The sequence below is a fragment of the Pseudomonas fragi genome, assembly GCF_025426255.1.
Lineage (GTDB): Bacteria > Pseudomonadota > Gammaproteobacteria > Pseudomonadales > Pseudomonadaceae > Aquipseudomonas > Aquipseudomonas kulmbachensis.
In genome coordinates, this window is record NZ_CP104861.1 from 138,305 (window position 1) to 157,333 (window position 19,029).

A 19,029-nucleotide genomic window follows, 5' to 3' on the forward strand; every position below is an offset into this window, starting at 1 on the left:
GCTCAAAACCATGACAGATTCAACAAAGTTGTTTTACGTGCATACAGATACGGCGTTTTAAACGCTGAATCCTTGGTTTTTCCTCAATCTGTACTGGTTTACTCTGCGGGAGCCCTGCCATGACCCTTTACGTCAATCTTGCCGAGCTGCTCGGTACGCGCATCGAGCAGGGCTTTTATCGCCCTGGCGACCGCTTGCCTTCGGTGCGGGCGCTGAGCGCCGAGCATGGCGTGAGCCTGAGCACGGTGCAGCAGGCGTATCGGTTGCTGGAGGACAACGGGCTGGCTTCGCCGCGCCCGAAGTCCGGGTACTTTGTGCCGATAGAGCGTGAGTTGCCTGCCCTGCCTGGCATGGGTAAACCGGCTCAGCGCCCGGTGGAAATCTCGCAATGGGAGCAGGTGCTGGAACTGGTGCGCTCGGTGCCGCAAAAGGACGTGATCCAGTTGGGACGCGGCATGCCCGATGTCACCACGCCAACCATCAAGCCGCTATTGCGCAGCTTGGCGCAGATTAGCCGGCGTCTGGATTTGCCTGGTCTGTATTACGACAACGTCTACGGGGTGCTGGGCCTGCGCGAGCAGTTGGCGCGTCTGTTGCTCGACTCTGGCTGCCAACTGGGTGCTGAAGATCTGGTCATTACTACCGGCTGCCATGAAGCACTGTCGTGCAGTATTCGCGCGGTGTGTGAGCCGGGTGACATTGTGGCGGTCGACTCGCCGAGCTTTCATGGTGCTATGCAAACCCTCAAGGGGCTGGGCATGAAGGCGCTGGAGATTCCCACCGATCCGCTGACCGGCATTAGCCTCGAAGCATTGGAGCTGGCACTGGAGCAGTGGCCGATCAAGGCGATCCAGATCACGCCCAGCTGCAACAATCCGCTGGGCTACATCATGCCCGAGGCCCGCAAACGGGCATTGGTGACCCTGGCCCAGCGTTTTGATGTGGCGATTATCGAAGACGATGTGTATGGCGAATTGGCCTACACCTACCCTCGCCCACGTACGATCAAATCTTTCGACGATGATGGCCGGGTCCTGCTGTGCAGTTCATTTTCCAAAACCTTGGCCCCTGGTTTACGCGTCGGTTGGGTTGCACCGGGGCGATACCTGGAGCGGGTGCTGCACATGAAATACATCAGCACCGGTTCTACGGCGCCACAGCCGCAGCTGGCGATTGCCGACTTTTTGAAAAACGGTCATTTCGAGCCGCATCTGCGCAAAATGCGTAGCCAATATCAGCGCAATCGTGACCTGATGCTGGGCTGGATCAGTCGTTACTTTCCACCCGGAACCCGCGCCAGTCGGCCCCAGGGCAGCTTTATGCTGTGGCTTGAGCTACCGGATGGGTTTGATAGCCTGCGCCTCAATCGAGTGTTGCTGGAGCAGGGGGTACAGATTGCGGTGGGCAGTATTTTTTCGGCATCGGGCAAGTACCGCAACTGCTTGCGCATGAACTACGCTGCAAAGCCAACGCCACAGCTCGAAGACGCGGTGCGCAAGGTCGGGATGGCGGCCAGCAAACTGTTGGCAGAAACCGTTTAATTACCTTTGTGACGTCTGGCTCGAGGCTCTAAGCGTTGAAATCACTCTGTGCATTGTTTTTGACTGTGTTGCTGGGAGGCTGTGCCACGTTGGACGTACCCCGTGAACCGACGCAGGCGTTACCTGCTGCAGACTCGGCCTTTGGCCGTTCGATTCAGGCCCAGGCTGCGCCATATCAGGGCCGCTCGGGGTTTCGCCTGCTACCCAACAGCGGTGAAGCGTTCAGGGCCCGGGCCGAGCTGATTCGTAATGCTCAAAGCAGCCTCGATCTGCAGTACTACATCGTCCACGACGGGTTGAGCACCCGCATGTTGATTGATGAACTGATCAAGGCGGCAGATCGCGGCGTGCGCGTGCGGATCCTGCTCGATGACACCGCCAGTGATGGCCTGGACGATGTTCTGGCGACCCTCGCGGCCCATCCCAATATTCAAATCAGGCTGTTCAACCCGCTGCAACTGGGGCGTGGAACCGGCGTGACGCGGGCGATGGGGCGACTGTTCAACCTCTCGCGCCAGCACCGGCGCATGCACAACAAACTTTGGCTGGCCGATAACAGCGTGGCGATTGTGGGTGGGCGCAATTTGGGCGATGAGTATTTCGATGCCAAACCGGAGCTGAATTTCACCGATATTGACCTGCTTAGCGTCGGTCCGGTGGCCGAGCAGTTGGGCCACAGCTTCGACCAGTACTGGAACAGTGCCCTGAGCCAGCCGATTGGTGATTTTGCCTCGTCCAACCTGTCTGTGCATGAGTTGGGCAAAGCCCGCAAAAAACTCGAGGCGTCGCTCAAGCGCGCGCAACAACGCAACCCTGCGCTGTTCCAGGAGCTGGCATCGTATGAAACCAACCCGCAGCTGGACGTTTGGCGCAACGAGCTGATCTGGGCCTGGAATCAGGCGTTGTGGGATGCCCCAAGCAAGGTGCTGGCCCGGGATGAGCCCGACTCGCATTTGCTGCTGACCACGCAATTGGCGCCGGAACTGGCGGGAGTGAGTCAGGAACTGATCCTGATTTCAGCCTACTTTGTGCCGGGTAACACCGGGTTGGTGTACCTGACGGGGCGTGCCGATGCCGGGGTTGATGTACGTTTATTGACCAATTCGCTGGAAGCGACAGACGTGCCCGTTGTGCACGGCGGTTATGCGCCATATCGCAAAGCGTTGCTGGAGCATGGCGTAAAACTCTATGAGCTGCGCCGTCAGCCGGGCAGCAGCGGTGGCAGTGGTCCCCACTTGTTCAAGCACGGGATGAGTTCGGATTCGAGCCTGCACAGCAAGGCGATGATTTTTGATCAGCAGAAATCGTTTATCGGCTCGTTCAATTTCGATCCGCGTTCGGGCTTGTGGAATACCGAGGTCGGGGTGCTGGTGGATAGCCCGGAACTGGCCGCCGAAGCCCGAAAACTGGCCCTGCAGGGCATGGCCCCGGCCTTGAGTTATGAGCCGAAACTGGAGCAGGGCCAGATTGTCTGGGTGACTGAAGACAATGGCCAGTTGCACACACTGCATCGGGAGCCGGGCAATTGGTGGCGCCGGCTCAACGCTTGGTTCAGCAAGCGTGTGGGGTTGGAGAGGATGTTGTAGCTACTGTGCGGCAGCCTGTTCCGCCCCGAATGCCCCTTGGCGCAATACCAGAATCACCAGCACCAGTGCACCTGCGGTCATAAACAGCGGCAAGGCATGCCCGCTGATCCACTGGCTGCCCGCACCTGCGGCCAATGGCCCGATCAGGCAGCCGATGCCCCACAGTTGCGCGACGTGGGCGTTGGCCCGTACCAGAGCGTCGTCGCGGTAGCGTTCGCCGATCAATATCAGCGACAAGGTGAACAGACCCCCGGCGCTGGCGCCGAAGATCACCCACAGCGGCCAGATCAGCAGGGTATTGAGCAGAAACGGCACCGCCAGGCTCGACAGCATCAACAGCACTGCGCAGCCGGTAAACAGTGAACGGCGGGACAGGCGGTCGGCTAGCGCGCCGATCGGCAGTTGCAGCAGGGCATCGCCCACCACCACGGTGCTGACCATCGCCAGCGCAATGTCAGCGGTAAAGCCCTGACGCAGGCAGTAGATGGGCAGCAGTGTCAGAATCATCGCCTCAAAGGCTGCAAACAGCGCCACGGCCCAGGCAATGGCTGGCAACCCCCGACAGAATCCCAACAGATCAATGAAGGTCACGCTGCACGATTCAGTGGTGGGTGCGCCATCGCGGCCCATCAGCAGCAAAGGTGCGAGGATCAGTAAGGTCACGCCGATCCAAAACCCGTAATCGCCCTCAGAACCGACTGCGCCCAAGAGCAGTGGCCCGGACAGTTGGCTCAAGGCATATGCAGAGCCATACAGCGCCACCAGGCGGCCACGCCATTGCTCGACCACCAGTTGGTTGATCCAGCTTTCACCGAGAATAAAGATGATCGTCAGCACCACGCCGATCACCAGGCGCAGCACCAGCCACACCGGGTAGCTGGGCAGTAGCGCCAACAAGCCGATAGAGAGCGCGCCACACCACAAGCACAGGCGCATCAGGCTGGGCGTGCCAAAGCGGGCAGCCAGTTTGCTGGCAACGCTGGCGCCGAGCAGCACGCCAATCGCCGGCATGGCTGCCATGACGCCAATCGCGAATGAGCCATAGCCCCAGCTTTCGAGGCGAAACGACACCAGCGGCATGCTCACGCCCAGTGCCAGGCCGACACTGAGGACCGAGGCCAGCACGGCGAAATAAGTCGCCCAACGCATGTCTGTGCTCCTGTGGATAACTAAAAATATAGGGTTAAAGCAATTGTGGGAGCGTTTATGCTGTTACAGCTTGATCCAGGTGGACTTCAGCTCGGTGTACTTGTCGAATGCGTGCAGTGACTTGTCACGGCCATTGCCCGACTGTTTGAAACCACCAAACGGAGCGGTCATGTCGCCACCATCGTATTGGTTGACCCAGACGCTGCCGGCGCGCAAGGCTTTGGCCGTCAGGTGAGCCTTGGAAATGTCCGCAGTCCACACCGCAGCCGCCAGGCCGTATGGCGTATCGTTGGCAATCTGGATGGCTTCTGCTGCGCTATCAAAGGTGATGACCGACAGTACCGGGCCGAAGATTTCTTCCTGGGCGATTTTCATTGCGTTGCTAACGCCGTCGAAAATGGTCGGTTCAACGTAGGTTCCGCCGGTTTCTTGCAGGATTTGGTTGCCGCCCGCTACCAGTTTTGCGCCTTCGCTGTGGCCAGCCTTGATGTACGACAGCACGGTGTTCATTTGCTGGGTATCAACCAGAGCACCCACGGTGGTTGCCGGGTCCAGCGGGTTGCCAGGCTTCCAGCCTTTGAGGGCCTCGATCACCAGCGGCAGGAATTTGTCCTTGATCGAGCGCTCGACCAGCAGGCGCGAACCTGCGGTACAGACTTCGCCCTGGTTGAAGGCAATGGCGCTGGCAGCCGACTCGGCAGCCGCTTGCAGGTCCGGTGCGTCGGCAAAGACGATGTTCGGGCTCTTGCCGCCGGCTTCGAGCCAGATACGCTTCATGTTGGATTCGCCCGCGTAGATCATCAACTGCTTGGCGATCTTGGTCGAACCGGTGAACACCAGCGTATCGACGTCCATGTGCAGGGCCAGAGCCTTGCCGACGGTATGGCCATAGCCTGGCAGCACGTTGAATACACCTGCCGGGATACCGGCTTCAACAGCCAGTGCGGCGATACGGATGGCGGTCAGCGGGGATTTTTCGGACGGCTTGAGGATCACCGAGTTACCGGTCGACAGAGCCGGGCCCAGTTTCCAGCACGCCATCATCAGCGGGAAGTTCCACGGCACGATGGCAGCGACAACGCCTACCGGCTCACGGGTCACCAGGCCCAGCTGATCGTGCGGGGTAGCAGCAACCTCGTCGTAAATCTTGTCGATGGCTTCGCCGCTCCAGCTCAGCGCACCGGCTGCGCCGGGCACGTCGATGCCCAGTGAGTCGCTGATTGGTTTGCCCATGTCCAGGGTCTCAAGCAGGGCCAGTTCTTCGGCGTTGTGCTTGAGCAGGCCAGCAAAGCGGATCATTGCAGCTTTGCGCTTGGCCGGGGCCAGGCGCGACCAGACGCCAGATTCGAAGGTCTTGCGGGCAACTTCTACGGCGCGTTGGGCGTCTGTGCTATCGCAGCTGGCAACCTTGCCCAACAAGCGGCCATCGACCGGGCTCAGACACTCGAACGTTTCACTGGAGGCCGCGTCGGTGTATTCACCGTTGATGTAGGCGCGACCTTCGATTTTCAGCTGTTGGGCCCGTTGTTCCCAGTCAGCACGCGTCAGGGTGGTCATTCGAGTGTCCTCCTCTTGTTAAAAATAGAAGCGCCGGCTTTTTCATGTGGCGCGTCAGGGATGCTGTCCAGTCCACTAAATTGACTGGCACGAGACATGCGCCACCCTAAACCAGTGGCCCACGAACTTTCAATATATTTGACACATGTGTCGCAAACGGCATGGCTTGTTCGTTTTAATAAACATAGACTTTGGTTTTACTGACCACACACGTCGCAATTTCGGGGGGATAACAATTATGAGCATCGCAAGCGTAGTCGACTTCAGCACTGCCAATACCCAGGCTGACCGTTTCAGCCCTGCACCCGAAAAGGTGCTTAAAGGCAGCCCCGAACAAGTTATCCACAACCATTACAACAGCCCGTGTGGGCAGATGAGCGCTGGTGTGTGGGAAGGTGCTGTGGGCCAGTGGACGGTCAATTACACCGAGCATGAATACTGTGAAATCGTGCAGGGCGTTTCAGTTTTGCGTGACCAGGAAGGTAACGCCAAGACTCTGCGGGCCGGTGATCGCTTTGTGATCCCGGCTGGTTTCAAGGGCACGTGGGAGGTGCTGGAACCATGTCGGAAAATTTACGTGGTGTTTGAACAGAAATCCTGAGGCTACTGGCCCGGAATAAAAAAAGCCCTGCAATGTATTGATGGCAGGGCTTTTTGTTTTGTTCGCGAGCACAAAAAAGGCCCGTATCGTGAGATATGGGCCTTTTTCGTAAGAAGAAAAACCAATTACTTGATTTTGGCTTCTTTGTAGATCACGTGCTTGCGAACCCGCGGATCGAATTTTTTGATTTCGATTTTGTCCGGAGTGGTGCGCTTGTTCTTATCAGTGGTGTAGAAATGGCCTGTACCAGCGCTCGACACCAAACGGATCAATTCACGCATGATTAGCTCCCTTAGATCTTGCCAGCACGGCGGATTTCGGCCAGCACGACAGTAATGCCACGCTTGTCGATGATACGCATGCCTTTAGCAGATACGCGCAGACGTACGAAACGTTTCTCTTCTTCAACCCAGAAGCGGTGATGCTGCAGGTTCGGCAGGAAACGACGACGGGTTTTGTTATTTGCGTGGGAAATGTTATTCCCAGTCACCGGACCCTTACCGGTAACTTGACAGACTCTCGACATGCCTCAGCCCTCTAAAACCACATGCCCAACCCGGCATGGGTTGGCCGCTTAATCTCTCAGTCATGGCGCCAGGCGCCGCGTTTCTTTAAGGGTCTTACCGGCTACACCTACAAACGCAGGAACCGGGCCCCTAGAAAAGAGCGCTGCTTTATACCAGAAAGACTAAAGAGCAACAACAAGCAGTGTGATTTGCTGTAATTAATGAAGCCGCCATTTTAACGCCAATCCACGCGGCGTCTATGCCTTACAGCGATTTACCGCTCGTCGCGGGGTACAAGGGTTCAGGTATTAATCTCGGCTTGTAGCCGCTGCCGAGGGCTGCGAGCGAGCACAAAAGGGTCGCGTTTTCACGATAATTGAAGACTCTGCGGGCCTTTTCGCAGCCTTCGGCAGCGGTTACAGCCATTAAAAAGTAGTCATTTTTCTATCAGAGCACTAGGGTTAGCCTTTTCCAGACTGCACTTGCAGATGGGCCTCATCGACTTGTAAAGGAAACAGATCATGCGCCTCGCTGCCGTCCCCTTTTTGCTCACCTTTTGCCTGAGCCCGCTAGTTCAGGCGGCCACCTTGAGTGTTTGTACCGAGGCCAGCCCTGAAGGGTTCGATGTGGTGCAGTACAACTCGCTCAGCACCACCAATGCCTCGGCAGACGTCCTGATGAACCGTCTGGTGGATTTTGACGCTCAATCCGCAAAGCTGGTGCCCAGTCTGGCGCAAAGCTGGTCAGTGTCTCCTGATGGCCTTGTATACGACTTCAAGCTGCGTCCCGGGGTCAAGTTTCACAGCACGGCCTGGTTCACCCCGAGCCGAGAGTTGAATGCCGATGACGTGCGTTTCAGTTTCGAACGCATGCTTGATCCCGCCAATCCGTGGCACAAAGTGGCTCAAAGCGGTTTCCCCCACGCACAATCCTTGCAGTTGCCCGAGCTGATCAAAAAGATTGAAACCCCAGACCCGCTGACCGTGCGTTTCACTCTAAGCCACCCGGACTCGACCTTTTTACCGGCTTTGAGCATGGGTTTCGCGTCAATCTACTCGGCCGAATATGCCGATAAGTTGATGAAGGCGGGTACTCCCGAGTTGATGAACAGCCAGCCGATTGGCACCGGGCCTTTTGTGTTCAGTCGATTCCAGAAAGATGCAGTGGTGCGCTACAAGGCCAACCCCGACTACTTTGCGGGCAAGCCAGCGGTTGATGGGCTGATTTTTGCGATTACCCCGGACGCCAACGTACGGCTCCAGAAATTGCGCCGCAATGAGTGCCAGATTGCACTCTCGCCCAAGCCGCTGGATGTGGAAGCTGCCGCCAAGGATCCCGCGTTGGCGGTGGCGCAAACCCCGGCCTTCATGACCGCGTTTGTGGCGATCAACAGTCAACACCCACCACTGGACAAGCCTGAAGTGCGTCAGGCGATCAACCTGGCCTTCGACAAGCAGACTTACCTCAAGGCCGTATTCGAGAACAGCGCACAGGCTGCCAATGGTATTTATCCGGCCACGACCTGGAGTTACGCCAAGGACTTGCCGGGTTACGCGCACGATCCGCAAAAAGCCCGTGAATTGCTGGCCAAGGCGGGCTTTAAAGATGGTTTTAAAACCACTATCTGGACGCGCCCATCAGGCAGCGTGCTCAACCCGAACCCGAGCCTGGGAGCGCAGTTGCTGCAGGCTGATTTGGCCAAGGTTGGGGTCAAGGCCGATATTCGGGTGATCGAGTGGGGGGAACTGATTCGTCGCGCCAAGGCGGGCGAGCATGATCTGCTGTTTATGGGCTGGGCCGGTGATAACGGCGACCCGGATAATTACCTCACGCCGCAGTTTTCATGTGCGGCAGTGAAGTCCGGGACTAACTTTGCGCGTTATTGCGACAAGACTCTGGACGCTCTGATCAGTCAGGGTAAAACCCTCAGCGATCAGGATAAGCGCAGCGCGTTGTATCAGAAGGCTCAAGCGCTGATTCAGCAGCAGGCGCTGTGGCTGCCACTGGCGCATCCAACGGCTTACGCACTCACCCGTAAAGACGTACAGGGTTATCAGGTAAGTCCATTTGGGCGTCAGGACTTTTCGACGGTCAGCGTCAAGCCTTGAGCCTTACATCCAGCCGTGCTCGACCATTGAAAGCGGCTGGCCATCGCCGATAATAAAATGATCCAGCACCCGCACTTCGATCAGATCCAGCGCTTGGGTCAAGCGTTTGGTCAAGGTGCGGTCGGCCTGGCTCGGCTCGGTGATACCGGAGGGGTGGTTATGGCAGAAAATTACCGCTGCGGCATTGTGCGCAAGTGCGCGCTTGACCACCTGGCGTGGGTAAACGCTGGCGCTGTCGATGGAGCCTCTAAAGAGTATTTCAAAGGCCAGCATGCGGTGTTTTGAGTCCAGAAACAGGCAGCCAAAAACCTCGTGCGGCTCATGGCGCAGCAGCGACTTGAGATAGTCGCGAACTGCTTGCGGGCTCTCCAGAGCACTGTCGCGGCGCAGGCGCTCGGCCAGGTGACGACGGCTCATTTCCAGTACCGCCTGCAACTGGCTGAACTTGGCGGGGCCCAGCCCGAGCTGGCGGCAGAATGCGCGTAGATCGGCTTCGAGCAAGGCCCGCAGGCTGCCGAACTCGGTGAGTAAATGACGCGCCAGATCAACTGCGCTTTTGCCCGAAACCCCGGTGCGCAGGAAAATTGCCAGCAACTCTGCGTCGGAAAGACTGGATGATCCGTGCTGTAAAAGCTTCTCGCGCGGGCGCTCGGCCGCGGGCCAATCTCGAATGCTCATAACACCTCCTTGTAAGTGGGCGCCGCTGTTCCCTGGCAGGCGCTGTGTTATCTTAGCCCATCATTTTTGCGTGGCATTTGGCCATTTTCCGCGCAGTCATCATCGAACTAAAAGGCAGGCCTATGCAGCGGCTGTATCGAAAACGCATTGTTTTGGGCGTCGGCGGCGGCATCGCGGCTTACAAGAGTGCAGAGCTGGTTCGTCGTCTGCTGGACCAAGGCGCGGAAGTACGGGTTGTGATGACCCGCGGCGGCAGCGAATTCATCACCCCTCTGACCATGCAGGCGTTGTCCGGGCACCCCGTTCATCTGGATTTGCTCGATCCGGCGGCTGAAGCGGCCATGGGCCACATCGAACTGGCCAAGTGGGCCGATCTGGTACTGATCGCCCCGGCGACCGCTGACCTTATCGCTCGTCTTGCCCAAGGCTTGGCTAATGATCTGCTGACCACGTTGGTGCTCGCCACTGATGCAACGGTCGCCATCGCGCCTGCAATGAACCAGGCCATGTGGCGTGACCCGGCTACCCAGGCCAATACCCGATTGCTTGAGAGCCGCGGTTTGCGCGTATTTGGCCCGGCCTCCGGGAGCCAGGCCTGCGGAGATGTAGGCTTTGGTCGCATGCTGGAAGCAGATGATCTGGTGCACTGCGCCGCCGAGTGCTTTCAGCGTCAGGTGCTGACCGGCAAGCACGTACTGATTACTGCTGGCCCGACCCAGGAAAACATCGACCCGGTGCGCTACATCACCAACCACAGCTCCGGGAAAATGGGCTTTGCTCTGGCCGAAGCGGCAGTTGAAGCCGGTGCTCGCGTAACCTTGATCACAGGCCCGGTTCACTTGCCGACCCCGGATCGGGTTAGCCGCATCGACGTGGTCAGTGCCCGGGACATGCTCGCAGCTTGTGAGGCGGCGATTCCCTGTGATGTGTTTATTGCATCCGCTGCAGTTGCAGACTACCGCCCGGAAGTCGTAGCCCCGCAAAAGCTCAAGAAAGACCCTACCAAGGGTGACGGCCTGTTGCTGCAGATGGTGCGCAATCCAGACATTCTGGCCACCATCGCTTCGCGCCCTGATCGCCCTTTTAGTGTCGGTTTTGCTGCAGAGACCGAGCACTTGCTCGATTACGCTGCGCGCAAGCTCAAAGACAAAAACCTCGACCTGATTGTGGCCAACGATGTGGCTAACCCCAGCATCGGCTTCAACAGCGAGGAAAACGCGTGCAGCGTGATTGATCGCGAACTGCACGCCACTGTGTTTGCCCAGACCAGCAAGGGCAAGATTGCCCGCCAGCTGATCACTTTTATCGCCGAACGTCTGAACCAGGTTTAACTCGTATGCACGCTTTGCAAGCCAAAATCCTCGATCCACGCATTGGTAACGAATTTCCGCTGCCACAGTACGCCACCCCAGGTTCTGCAGGCCTTGACCTGCGCGCCATGCTTAAACAAGACACCGTTCTGGAGCCGGGCCAGACCCTGCTGATCCCGACGGGTCTGTCGGTGTATATCGGCGATCCGGGCCTTGCCGCGCTGATCCTGCCGCGCTCGGGCCTGGGCCACAAACACGGAATCGTGCTGGGTAACCTGGTCGGCCTGATTGACTCCGATTACCAGGGCGAACTGATGGTGTCGTGCTGGAACCGTGGCCAAACCGCATTCAACATCACGATCGGCGAGCGTATTGCTCAGTTGGTACTGGTACCGGTGGTGCAGGCTCACTTTGAACTGGTCGAAGAATTCGATGAAAGCCAGCGTGGCGCTGGTGGTTTTGGCCATTCCGGCAAGCTCTGATTTTGCAGTATCAGGTCAGGCGTGATGCCTGACCTTAAACGTTTTACTGAATCCTCTGAGCGTGGAGTCCCACCCGCAATGACTAGCCCCGCTTCGGTCCCGCCAAAATTCCCTGACAGCATTTTTCGCGCCTACGACATTCGTGGCGTGGTCCCGCAAACCTTGACCCCTGAGACCGCGTACTGGATAGGCCGTGCCATCGGTGCAGAGAGTTTGGCCAAGGGTGAACCGCATGTGTCGGTGGGCCGGGATGGACGCTTGTCCGGTCCTGAGCTGGTCGAGCGCTTGATCCAGGGTGTAGCGGACAGTGGCTGCAAGGTCAGTGATGTGGGTCTGGTGCCTACACCTGCTCTGTATTACGCAACTCACGTGTTGGCGGGCAAGTCGGGTGTGATGCTCACGGGCAGCCATAACCCGCCAAACTACAACGGTTTTAAAATCGTGATCGCGGGCGATACGCTGGCGGACGAACAAATCACCGCGCTGCACACGCGACTGAAAACCAACGACCTGACCTGGGGCGAAGGCAGCATCGAGCGCGTTGATATTTTACCGCGCTACGCCGATGTGATTACCCGGGACATCAAGTTGGCCAAACGCTTGAAGGTGGTGGTGGACTGCGGCAACGGCGTAGCCGGCGTGATCGCACCGCAATTGATTGAAGCCCTTGGCTGTGAAGTGATCCCGCTGTTCTGCGAAGTGGATGGTAGCTTTCCCAACCACCATCCAGACCCTAGCAAGCCTGAAAATCTGCTGGACCTGATCGCCAGAGTCAAAGAAACCAATGCCGATATCGGGCTGGCCTTTGATGGTGATGCTGACCGCGTGGGCGTGGTGACTAATGCAGGCACCATAGTGTTCGCAGATCATTTGCTGATGCTGTTTGCTCAGGATGTATTGCAACGCAACCCTACGGCCGAGGTCATATTCGACGTGAAATGCACGCGTCGTCTGATCCCGTTGATCAAGGAAAATGGCGGTCGCCCACTGATGTGGAAGACCGGTCATTCGTTGATCAAAAAGAAGATGAAAGAAACCGGTGCCCTGCTGGCTGGTGAAATGAGCGGGCATATCTTTTTCAAAGAGCGCTGGTTTGGTTTCGATGACGGTATTTACAGCGCCGCGCGCCTGCTGGAGATCCTCAGCAAGCGCCAGGTGACGGCCGAAGAGCTGTTTGAGACCTTCCCGAACGATATTTCTACGCCAGAAATCAATATCGATGTGACGGATGAGAGCAAATTCAGCATCATTGAAGCTCTGCACGACGCCCAATGGGGGGACGCCGCCGAGCTGACATCCATTGATGGTGTGCGGGTTGACTACCCTCATGGCTGGGGTCTGGTTCGCGCGTCCAACACCACCCCGGTGCTGGTGCTGCGATTTGAGGCCGAAACCGAGGCCGAACTGCAACGCATCAAGGACGTCTTTCACGCTCAACTGAAGCGTGTGGCCCCTGATCTCCCACTACCGTTTTGATCGACTAGTTTTACCGGAGCCCTGAATGACCCTCGAACGTGATGCCGCCTCCAACGTCGCCAAGGTTTTGTCCGAAGCGCTGCCCTACATTCGCCGTTACGTCGGCAAGACGCTGGTGATCAAGTACGGCGGCAACGCTATGGAGAACGATGACCTGAAAACCGGTTTCGCCCGTGACATCGTGTTGATGAAGGCCGTGGGTATCAACCCGGTCGTGGTACACGGTGGTGGGCCGCAGATCGGTGATCTACTCAAGCGTTTGTCCATCGAGAGTCATTTCATCGACGGGATGCGGGTCACTGACTCGCAAACCATGGATGTGGTGGAGATGGTACTTGGCGGTCATGTGAACAAGGAAATCGTCAACCTGATCAATCGCCATGGCGGCAGCGCCATTGGTCTGACGGGTAAGGATGCAACCCTGATTCGCGCCAAAAAGATGGTTGTGACCCGTCAGACACCGGAAATGACCACGCCAGAAATCATCGACTTCGGTCATGTGGGCGAAGTCATCGGCATCAATACCGACCTGCTGCACATGCTGACCAAGGGTGATTTTATCCCGGTGATCGCGCCGATTGGCGTAGGCGCAAACGGTGAGTCTTACAACATCAACGCGGACCTGGTGGCTGGCAAGGTTGCCGAAGCCCTCAAGGCCGAGAAGCTGATGTTGCTGACCAACATTGCGGGCTTGATGGACAAGGAAGGCAAGGTGCTGACCGGTCTGACCACTGCTCAGGTGGATGACCTGATTGCCGATGGCACCATTTACGGCGGCATGCTGCCAAAAATCCGTTGCGCGCTGGAAGCTGTGCAAGGTGGTGTGACTACCGCGCACATCGTTGACGGCCGCGTGCCGAATGCGGTGTTGCTGGAAATCTTCACCGACACTGGTGTGGGTACGTTGATTACCAACAGCAAACCGGCTTAAGCAGAACAAAAAAAGCCCCGCCCGGAGCGATCCGGGCGGGGCTTTTTCATGGGCGGGGAGTTAAATCCCGTACTGCGCCCGGTACGCTTCAACGGCTGGCAGGTATTGCTTGAGCGTTTCGTCTTCGGCCAGGTACTGCAGAACCTGGTTCAACGAAACGATGCTGATGACCGGAATGCCGAAGTCGCGCTCGACTTCCTGGATTGCCGACAGCTCGCCATTGCCGCGCTCCTGGCGGTTCAGGGCAATCATCACGCCTGCCGCCTTGGCGCCCTGAGCCTGAATGATCTGCATGACTTCACGGATGGCGGTGCCGGCCGTGATCACGTCGTCGATGATCAGGATATCGCCTTCAAGCGGCGAGCCGACCAGGCTGCCACCTTCGCCGTGGGCCTTGGCTTCCTTGCGGTTGAAACACCATGGCAGATCGCGATCGTGGTGCTCGGCCAGCGCGACGGCGGTGGTCGCAGCCAAGGGGATACCCTTGTAGGCCGGGCCAAAGAGCACGTCGAAGGAAATGCCGCTGTCAACGATGGCGGCCGCATAGAAGCGCCCCAGTTGAGCCAGCGCAGAACCTGTGTTGAACAGGCCGGCATTGAAGAAGTAAGGACTGGTACGCCCCGACTTCAGGGTGAACTCACCGAAGCGCAGTACGCCGCGATCGATGGCAAAACGGATGAAGTCGCGCTGATACGCTTGCATGAAAAAAGCCCCAGATACCACGGATTTAGCTAATTAGTAAGACCGCGTGTATCATACACGCACGTGATTTTTGGGGCCATTTATGCGGATCATCAGTGTGAACGTCAATGGTATTCAGACGGCAGTCGAGCGCGGTTTGCTCAGTTGGCTGCAAGCTCAGAATGCCGACGTTATCTGCCTGCAGGACACCCGCGCCTCCGCCTTTGAACTGGACGATCCAGCCTACCAGCTCGATGGCTACTTTCTTTATGCCTGTGAAGCTGAAGTCCCTGCCCAAGGCGGTGTGGCTTTGTATTCGCGGTTGCAACCGAAAGCAGTCATCACCGGGCTTGGCTTCGAGACGGCCGATCGCTACGGGCGCTACCTGCAAGCCGATTTCGATAAGGTCAGCATCGCGACCTTGCTGCTCCCTTCGGGGCAGAATGGCGATGAAGACTTGAATCAAAAATTCAAGCTAATGGACGACTTTGCACGCTATCTGGATAAGCAGCGTCGCAAGCGTCGTGAGTACATCTACTGCGGCTCGCTGTATGTGGCGCAGCAGAAACTCGACATTAAAAACTGGCGTGACAGCCAGCAATCGCCTGGTTTCCTGGCGCCTGAACGGGCCTGGATGGATGAGATTGTCGGCAACATGGGCTATGTCGATGCCCTGCGTGAAGTCAGCCGCGAAGGCGACCAGTACAGCTGGTGGCCGGACAACGAACAGGCCGAGATGCTGAATCTGGGCTGGCGTTTCGACTACCAGTTGCTGACACCGGGCTTGCGCCGCTTTGTACGAAGCGCTCGTTTGCCGCGTCAGCCACGCTTCTCGCAACATGCGCCATTGATCGTGGACTACGACTGGACACTGACAATCTAAGTGTTTTTTCGCCGTCATAAAAAATGCCCGTATCGAAAGATACGGGCATTTTTTTGGTCTAAACCTGTAGCCCCCACCGCCAGCGGCAGCGTCTACAGGCTCGGAATTGTTACTTGAGCGGGCGCCAGGTGAAGGGGTAGCGGTAAACCACTCCGTCATTGGCCTTGACCCCGGCTATCACCACCAGCACCACTGCCCCGATCAGCACCAGGCCGAGCAAGGCGAAGCCGACCAGCACGAACATCAGCACGTAGCAAATGGCCGAAGCAATTGCCACGGTGATCTGAAAGTTCATTGCTTCCTTGCCCTGGTCATCGATAAAGGGATCGCTCTCGCGCTTTACCTGCCACAGGATCAGCGGGCCGATCAGGCTGCCAAACGGAAACCACATCCCGAGGAACGCCGAAAAATGACAGAACATGGCCCATTTGCGAGCGTCTCGGCTCGGTTCTGGTTTTGAAAGGTCCAGCTCACTCATGGCGTTCTCCGGTAGGTCGTTTGAAGGCTTTGACAGTCAATCCGGCTAATTAGTCGGCCAATGCAGCTTGTTGCAGGGCGAAAATTTCGTTCATGCCTTTTTGTGCCAATGCCAGCATGGCGTTCAGCTCTTCAGGCTGGAACGGTGCGCCTTCGGCAGTGCCCTGTACTTCGATGAAACCGCCTGAGCTGGTCATTACCACGTTCAGGTCGGTTTCGGCTGCCGAGTCTTCAGGGTAGTCCAGGTCAAGCACCGGTACGCCTTGGTACATGCCCACCGATACCGCTGCAATCATCTGCTTGATAGGGTCGCCGCCCTTGAGGCCGCCACGCTTTTTGATGATTTTCAGAGCGTCTACCAGAGCAACCATGGCGCCGGTGATGGACGCGGTGCGGGTGCCGCCATCCGCCTGGATTACGTCGCAGTCGACGTACAGGGTGATATCGCCCAGCTTGGACATGTCCAGCGCGGCGCGCAGGGAGCGACCGATCAGGCGCTGGATTTCCAGGGTGCGTCCGCCTTGCTTGCCGCGGCTGGCTTCACGCTGGTTACGGTCGCCGGTAGCGCGTGGCAGCATGCCGTATTCGGCAGTCAGCCAACCCTGGCCCTGACCTTTAAGGAAGCGTGGTACGCCGTTCTCGACGCTGACGGTGCAGATGACTTTGGTGTCACCGAACTCGACCAGTACAGAACCCTCTGCGTGTTTGGTGTAGTTGCGGGTGATGCGGATCGGGCGGAGCTGATCGGCAACGCGACCACTTGGACGTTTCATGTGGGATACCTGTACGGGACGGAAAACTGCCGAGCATTATAAAGGCCGTAGACCAACAGGGCACATTTTTAAAGCAATCCAATCCTGTAGCCGCTGCCGCAGGCTGCGATGGGTTGCGTAGCGACCCCGCTCTTCACATTTAAAGCGCAGGTCCTGCGGCCCTTATCGCAGCCTGCAGCAGCGGTTACAGGTTTAAGTGCCTTTACGACAGACGCCATTTGGGGCCACCCACTGCACTGCGTTACAATCCTTCGCCTTAATTGCCGTCAGGCTTATTTCATCAGATCGCGAGGTACCGTCCATGGTGCACAGCATGACCGCCTTTGCCCGCGTCGAAAGCGTTGGCACTCAGGGCACCCTGAGTTGGGAGCTGCGTTCGGTCAACAGCCGCTACCTGGAGCCGCACCTGCGTCTGCCTGAATCTTTCCGTGACCTCGAAGGTGCGGTGCGTGAAGCGCTGCGTCAGGGGATTTCGCGGGGTAAGCTGGAATGCACCTTGCGCTTCACCGAAGAAACCACCGGCAAACCGTTGCAAGTCGACCGTGAGCGCGCCGCGCAACTGGTGGCAGCTGCCGAGACCATTGCCAGCCTGATCAAGCACCCGGCCCCGCTCAACCCGCTGGAAGTGCTGGCCTGGCCCGGTGTTTTGGTGGCGGACGCCAGCGATCCGCAAGCCCTGAACACTCAGGCGCTGGCGTTGTTCAAGCAAGGTCTGCAAGAGCTCAAAAATGGTCGCGAGCGCGAAGGCGCGGAGCTGGCGCGCTTGATCAGCGAGCGTTTGACCGCCATTGAAGGCGACGTCGAGACTCTGCGCGAGTTGGTGCCACAGATGCTCGCCACCCAGCGTCAAAAGGTCCTCGATCGCTTTGCCGACATGAAGGCCGAGCTTGATCCGCAGCGTCTTGAGCAGGAAATGGTCTTGCTGGCGCAAAAAAGCGACGTGGCTGAAGAACTGGATCGCCTGAGCACCCATATTCTTGAAGTGCGGCGCGTGCTCAAGTCCGCTGGTGCTGCGGGTCGGCGCCTGGACTTCCTGATGCAAGAGCTGAACCGCGAGGCCAATACCCTGGGCTCCAAGGCATTCGATCCACGCAGCACCCAAGCGGCGGTCAACCTCAAAGTGTTGATCGAGCAGATGCGTGAACAAGTACAGAATATTGAGTAAGGCATTCCCTGACATGACCCACAGCACTGGCACCCTTTATATCGTTTCTGCCCCTTCGGGCGCAGGCAAGACCAGCCTGGTCAAAGCGTTGATCGACGTTGAGCCGCAAATCCGGGTTTCGGTTTCGCACACCACTCGCGCCATGCGCCCAGGTGAAGTGAATGGCGTGAACTATCATTTTGTCGAGCGCGAAGAGTTCGTGAAAATGATCGAGCACGGTGACTTCCTGGAGCGCGCCGAGGTGTTCGGCAACCTTTATGGCACCTCGCAAAGCCATTTGCAGCAGACCCTGGATGAAGGTCATGACCTGATTCTGGAAATCGACTGGCAAGGTGCCGAGCAAGTTCGCAAGCTGATGCCGCAGGCGCGTTCGATCTTTATCTTGCCGCCTAGCCAGGAAGCGCTGCGCCAGCGACTGGATAATCGTGGTCAGGACAGCGACGAGATCATTGACGGCCGGATGCGCGAAGCCGTGAGCGAAATGAGCCACTATGTCGACTATGACTACCTGATCATCAATGACGATTTCGCCCTGGCGCTTGAGGATCTGAAGGCCATTTTCCGCGCCAATCGGCTCCAGCAAAAACGTCAGCAGCAGCGATTTGGCAAATTACTGGCCGAACTGCTCGGTTAAACAACTCTTCCCAAAACCCCTGTAAGGGCTTTACATTGGCGGTTACAGAGGTTTTTGGGGCAGTGCCCGAAAAATCAGCGCTTCCCTATTGGCTGGTGATTTTTTAAACTGTTTAGTCCGCTTGCCCATCCGGGCAGCGCGCATATTGCATTTGCTACGAGGAAGACCATGGCCCGCGTAACCGTTGAAGACTGTCTAGAACACGTGGATAACCGCTTTGAGCTGGTCATGCTCTCTACCAAGCGTGCCCGTCAACTGGCCACCGGCGGTAAAGAGCCTTTGGTCGAGTGGGAAAATGACAAGCCTACTGTTGTTGCCTTGCGTGAAATCGCTGCAGGCCTGATGAGCTACGAGTTTATCGCCAACGCTGAAATCGTCGAAGACGAACCGCTGTTCGCAGCGTTCGAGGACGAGTCCAACGAGGCGAACTAAGCCTATGCCCGGTCGACGTAGCACGGCGAAGGGTAAAAAGTTTTGGCAGGAGGTTTCCT

19 protein-coding genes and 1 pseudogene are annotated in these 19,029 nt (G+C 57.7%); 12 read left to right on the forward strand and 8 right to left on the reverse strand.

Going from position 1 to position 19,029, the window contains the following annotated elements; translation table 11 throughout:
* The first annotated feature begins 119 nt into the window (after positions 1-119).
* Both N7D90_RS00695 and N7D90_RS00700 read left to right on the forward strand, forming a co-directional pair.
* Positions 120-1,541 carry a PLP-dependent aminotransferase family protein gene (locus N7D90_RS00695; protein ID WP_261740447.1) on the forward strand — a complete coding sequence of 474 codons (1,422 nt, stop codon included), beginning with the start codon at positions 120-122 and terminating at the stop codon, positions 1,539-1,541.
* Between the two features lie 35 nt (positions 1,542-1,576).
* Positions 1,577-3,127, forward strand: a complete 1,551-nt coding sequence (locus N7D90_RS00700) for a phospholipase D family protein (RefSeq protein WP_261740448.1) — start codon at positions 1,577-1,579, stop codon at positions 3,125-3,127.
* Here N7D90_RS00700 and N7D90_RS00705 read toward each other — a convergent pair whose 3' ends face one another.
* On the reverse strand, positions 3,128-4,276 hold the full coding sequence (locus tag N7D90_RS00705) for an MFS transporter (RefSeq protein ID WP_261740449.1): 1,149 nt from the start codon (positions 4,274-4,276) through the stop codon (positions 3,128-3,130).
* Between the two features lie 63 nt (positions 4,277-4,339).
* Positions 4,340-5,833, reverse strand: coding sequence for an aldehyde dehydrogenase (locus N7D90_RS00710; RefSeq protein ID WP_261740450.1), 1,494 nt, complete (start codon positions 5,831-5,833; stop codon positions 4,340-4,342).
* Positions 5,834-6,071: 238 nt separating this feature from the next.
* Between N7D90_RS00710 and N7D90_RS00715 the strand changes: the two genes are divergently transcribed.
* Positions 6,072-6,434, forward strand: a complete 363-nt coding sequence (locus N7D90_RS00715) for a cupin domain-containing protein (protein WP_261740451.1) — start codon at positions 6,072-6,074, stop codon at positions 6,432-6,434.
* Positions 6,435-6,559: 125 nt separating this feature from the next.
* Here the strand turns inward: N7D90_RS00715 and rpmG are convergent, their stop codons facing one another.
* Complete coding sequence (gene rpmG, locus N7D90_RS00720) at positions 6,560-6,715, reverse strand: 50S ribosomal protein L33 (RefSeq protein WP_003437824.1); 156 nt, start codon at positions 6,713-6,715, stop codon at positions 6,560-6,562.
* An 11-nt stretch (positions 6,716-6,726) separates the two neighbouring features.
* Positions 6,727-6,960, reverse strand: coding sequence for a 50S ribosomal protein L28 (rpmB, locus tag N7D90_RS00725; RefSeq protein WP_019410280.1), 234 nt, complete (start codon positions 6,958-6,960; stop codon positions 6,727-6,729).
* A gap of 501 nt (positions 6,961-7,461) precedes the next feature.
* On the opposite strand from rpmB, the gene N7D90_RS00730 reads away from it, so the two are divergent.
* Positions 7,462-9,048 (forward strand): ABC transporter substrate-binding protein, encoded by a 1,587-nt coding sequence (locus tag N7D90_RS00730; RefSeq protein WP_261740452.1) that lies wholly within the window; start codon positions 7,462-7,464, stop codon positions 9,046-9,048.
* A 3-nt stretch (positions 9,049-9,051) separates the two neighbouring features.
* On the opposite strand, the gene radC is transcribed toward N7D90_RS00730, so the two are convergent.
* The gene (gene radC / locus N7D90_RS00735) at positions 9,052-9,726 is read right to left on the reverse strand and encodes a RadC family protein (RefSeq protein ID WP_261740453.1); all 675 of its coding nucleotides are present in this window, start codon (positions 9,724-9,726) and stop codon (positions 9,052-9,054) included.
* 122 nt (positions 9,727-9,848) lie between these two features.
* On the opposite strand from radC, the gene coaBC reads away from it, so the two are divergent.
* The 4 genes and pseudogenes from coaBC (at position 9,849) to argB (ending at position 13,925) form a co-directional block, all read left to right on the forward strand.
* Positions 9,849-11,057, forward strand: a complete 1,209-nt coding sequence (gene coaBC, locus N7D90_RS00740; RefSeq protein WP_261740454.1) for a bifunctional phosphopantothenoylcysteine decarboxylase/phosphopantothenate--cysteine ligase CoaBC — start codon at positions 9,849-9,851, stop codon at positions 11,055-11,057.
* Between the two features lie 5 nt (positions 11,058-11,062).
* Positions 11,063-11,518: a dUTP diphosphatase gene (gene dut, locus N7D90_RS00745; RefSeq protein ID WP_019828201.1), complete on the forward strand. Its 456-nt coding sequence runs from the start codon at positions 11,063-11,065 to the stop codon at positions 11,516-11,518.
* Positions 11,519-11,620: 102 nt separating this feature from the next.
* Positions 11,621-12,994 (forward strand): annotated as a pseudogene (locus tag N7D90_RS00750) (phosphomannomutase/phosphoglucomutase); the annotation flags it as partial.
* Positions 12,995-13,019: 25 nt separating this feature from the next.
* Complete coding sequence (argB, locus tag N7D90_RS00755) at positions 13,020-13,925, forward strand: acetylglutamate kinase (protein WP_261740455.1); 906 nt, start codon at positions 13,020-13,022, stop codon at positions 13,923-13,925.
* Between the two features lie 60 nt (positions 13,926-13,985).
* Here argB and pyrE read toward each other — a convergent pair whose 3' ends face one another.
* Complete coding sequence (gene pyrE, locus N7D90_RS00760) at positions 13,986-14,627, reverse strand: orotate phosphoribosyltransferase (RefSeq protein WP_016782697.1); 642 nt, start codon at positions 14,625-14,627, stop codon at positions 13,986-13,988.
* A gap of 82 nt (positions 14,628-14,709) precedes the next feature.
* Here pyrE and N7D90_RS00765 point away from each other — a divergent pair, with 82 nt between their 5' ends.
* Positions 14,710-15,489 carry an exodeoxyribonuclease III gene (locus N7D90_RS00765; RefSeq protein WP_003437806.1) on the forward strand — a complete coding sequence of 260 codons (780 nt, stop codon included), beginning with the start codon at positions 14,710-14,712 and terminating at the stop codon, positions 15,487-15,489.
* Positions 15,490-15,598: 109 nt separating this feature from the next.
* Here N7D90_RS00765 and N7D90_RS00770 read toward each other — a convergent pair whose 3' ends face one another.
* Together N7D90_RS00770 and rph are read right to left on the reverse strand one after the other, a co-directional pair.
* Complete coding sequence (locus N7D90_RS00770; protein WP_261740456.1) at positions 15,599-15,967, reverse strand: DUF4870 domain-containing protein; 369 nt, start codon at positions 15,965-15,967, stop codon at positions 15,599-15,601.
* A 49-nt stretch (positions 15,968-16,016) separates the two neighbouring features.
* Positions 16,017-16,739: a ribonuclease PH gene (gene rph, locus N7D90_RS00775; protein WP_016782701.1), complete on the reverse strand. Its 723-nt coding sequence runs from the start codon at positions 16,737-16,739 to the stop codon at positions 16,017-16,019.
* Between the two features lie 301 nt (positions 16,740-17,040).
* On the opposite strand from rph, the gene N7D90_RS00780 reads away from it, so the two are divergent.
* The 3 genes from N7D90_RS00780 (at position 17,041) to rpoZ (ending at position 18,970) form a co-directional block, all read left to right on the forward strand.
* The gene (locus N7D90_RS00780) at positions 17,041-17,904 is read left to right on the forward strand and encodes a YicC/YloC family endoribonuclease (RefSeq protein WP_261740457.1); all 864 of its coding nucleotides are present in this window, start codon (positions 17,041-17,043) and stop codon (positions 17,902-17,904) included.
* 13 nt (positions 17,905-17,917) lie between these two features.
* Positions 17,918-18,538, forward strand: coding sequence for a guanylate kinase (gmk, locus tag N7D90_RS00785; protein ID WP_095027645.1), 621 nt, complete (start codon positions 17,918-17,920; stop codon positions 18,536-18,538).
* A 168-nt stretch (positions 18,539-18,706) separates the two neighbouring features.
* Positions 18,707-18,970, forward strand: coding sequence for a DNA-directed RNA polymerase subunit omega (rpoZ, locus tag N7D90_RS00790; RefSeq protein ID WP_003437783.1), 264 nt, complete (start codon positions 18,707-18,709; stop codon positions 18,968-18,970).
* Positions 18,971-19,029: the final 59 nt, after the last annotated feature.

What these genes read in the sequence shown, in the direction of transcription:
- N7D90_RS00695 (WP_261740447.1), top strand. Translation starts at nt 120, where the DNA reads ATGACCCTTTACGTCAATCTTGCCGAGCTGCTCGGTACGCGCATCGAG.
- N7D90_RS00705 (WP_261740449.1), bottom strand. Translation starts at nt 4,276, where the DNA reads ATGCGTTGGGCGACTTATTTCGCCGTGCTGGCCTCGGTCCTCAGTGTC.
- N7D90_RS00710 (WP_261740450.1), bottom strand. Translation starts at nt 5,833, where the DNA reads ATGACCACCCTGACGCGTGCTGACTGGGAACAACGGGCCCAACAGCTG.
- N7D90_RS00715 (WP_261740451.1), top strand. Translation starts at nt 6,072, where the DNA reads ATGAGCATCGCAAGCGTAGTCGACTTCAGCACTGCCAATACCCAGGCT.
- rpmG (WP_003437824.1), bottom strand. Translation starts at nt 6,715, where the DNA reads ATGCGTGAATTGATCCGTTTGGTGTCGAGCGCTGGTACAGGCCATTTC.
- rpmB (WP_019410280.1), bottom strand. Translation starts at nt 6,960, where the DNA reads ATGTCGAGAGTCTGTCAAGTTACCGGTAAGGGTCCGGTGACTGGGAAT.
- N7D90_RS00730 (WP_261740452.1), top strand. Translation starts at nt 7,462, where the DNA reads ATGCGCCTCGCTGCCGTCCCCTTTTTGCTCACCTTTTGCCTGAGCCCG.
- radC (WP_261740453.1), bottom strand. Translation starts at nt 9,726, where the DNA reads ATGAGCATTCGAGATTGGCCCGCGGCCGAGCGCCCGCGCGAGAAGCTT.
- coaBC (WP_261740454.1), top strand. Translation starts at nt 9,849, where the DNA reads ATGCAGCGGCTGTATCGAAAACGCATTGTTTTGGGCGTCGGCGGCGGC.
- dut (WP_019828201.1), top strand. Translation starts at nt 11,063, where the DNA reads ATGCACGCTTTGCAAGCCAAAATCCTCGATCCACGCATTGGTAACGAA.
- argB (WP_261740455.1), top strand. Translation starts at nt 13,020, where the DNA reads ATGACCCTCGAACGTGATGCCGCCTCCAACGTCGCCAAGGTTTTGTCC.
- pyrE (WP_016782697.1), bottom strand. Translation starts at nt 14,627, where the DNA reads ATGCAAGCGTATCAGCGCGACTTCATCCGTTTTGCCATCGATCGCGGC.
- N7D90_RS00765 (WP_003437806.1), top strand. Translation starts at nt 14,710, where the DNA reads ATGCGGATCATCAGTGTGAACGTCAATGGTATTCAGACGGCAGTCGAG.
- N7D90_RS00770 (WP_261740456.1), bottom strand. Translation starts at nt 15,967, where the DNA reads ATGAGTGAGCTGGACCTTTCAAAACCAGAACCGAGCCGAGACGCTCGC.
- rph (WP_016782701.1), bottom strand. Translation starts at nt 16,739, where the DNA reads ATGAAACGTCCAAGTGGTCGCGTTGCCGATCAGCTCCGCCCGATCCGC.
- N7D90_RS00780 (WP_261740457.1), top strand. Translation starts at nt 17,041, where the DNA reads ATGGTGCACAGCATGACCGCCTTTGCCCGCGTCGAAAGCGTTGGCACT.
- gmk (WP_095027645.1), top strand. Translation starts at nt 17,918, where the DNA reads ATGACCCACAGCACTGGCACCCTTTATATCGTTTCTGCCCCTTCGGGC.
- rpoZ (WP_003437783.1), top strand. Translation starts at nt 18,707, where the DNA reads ATGGCCCGCGTAACCGTTGAAGACTGTCTAGAACACGTGGATAACCGC.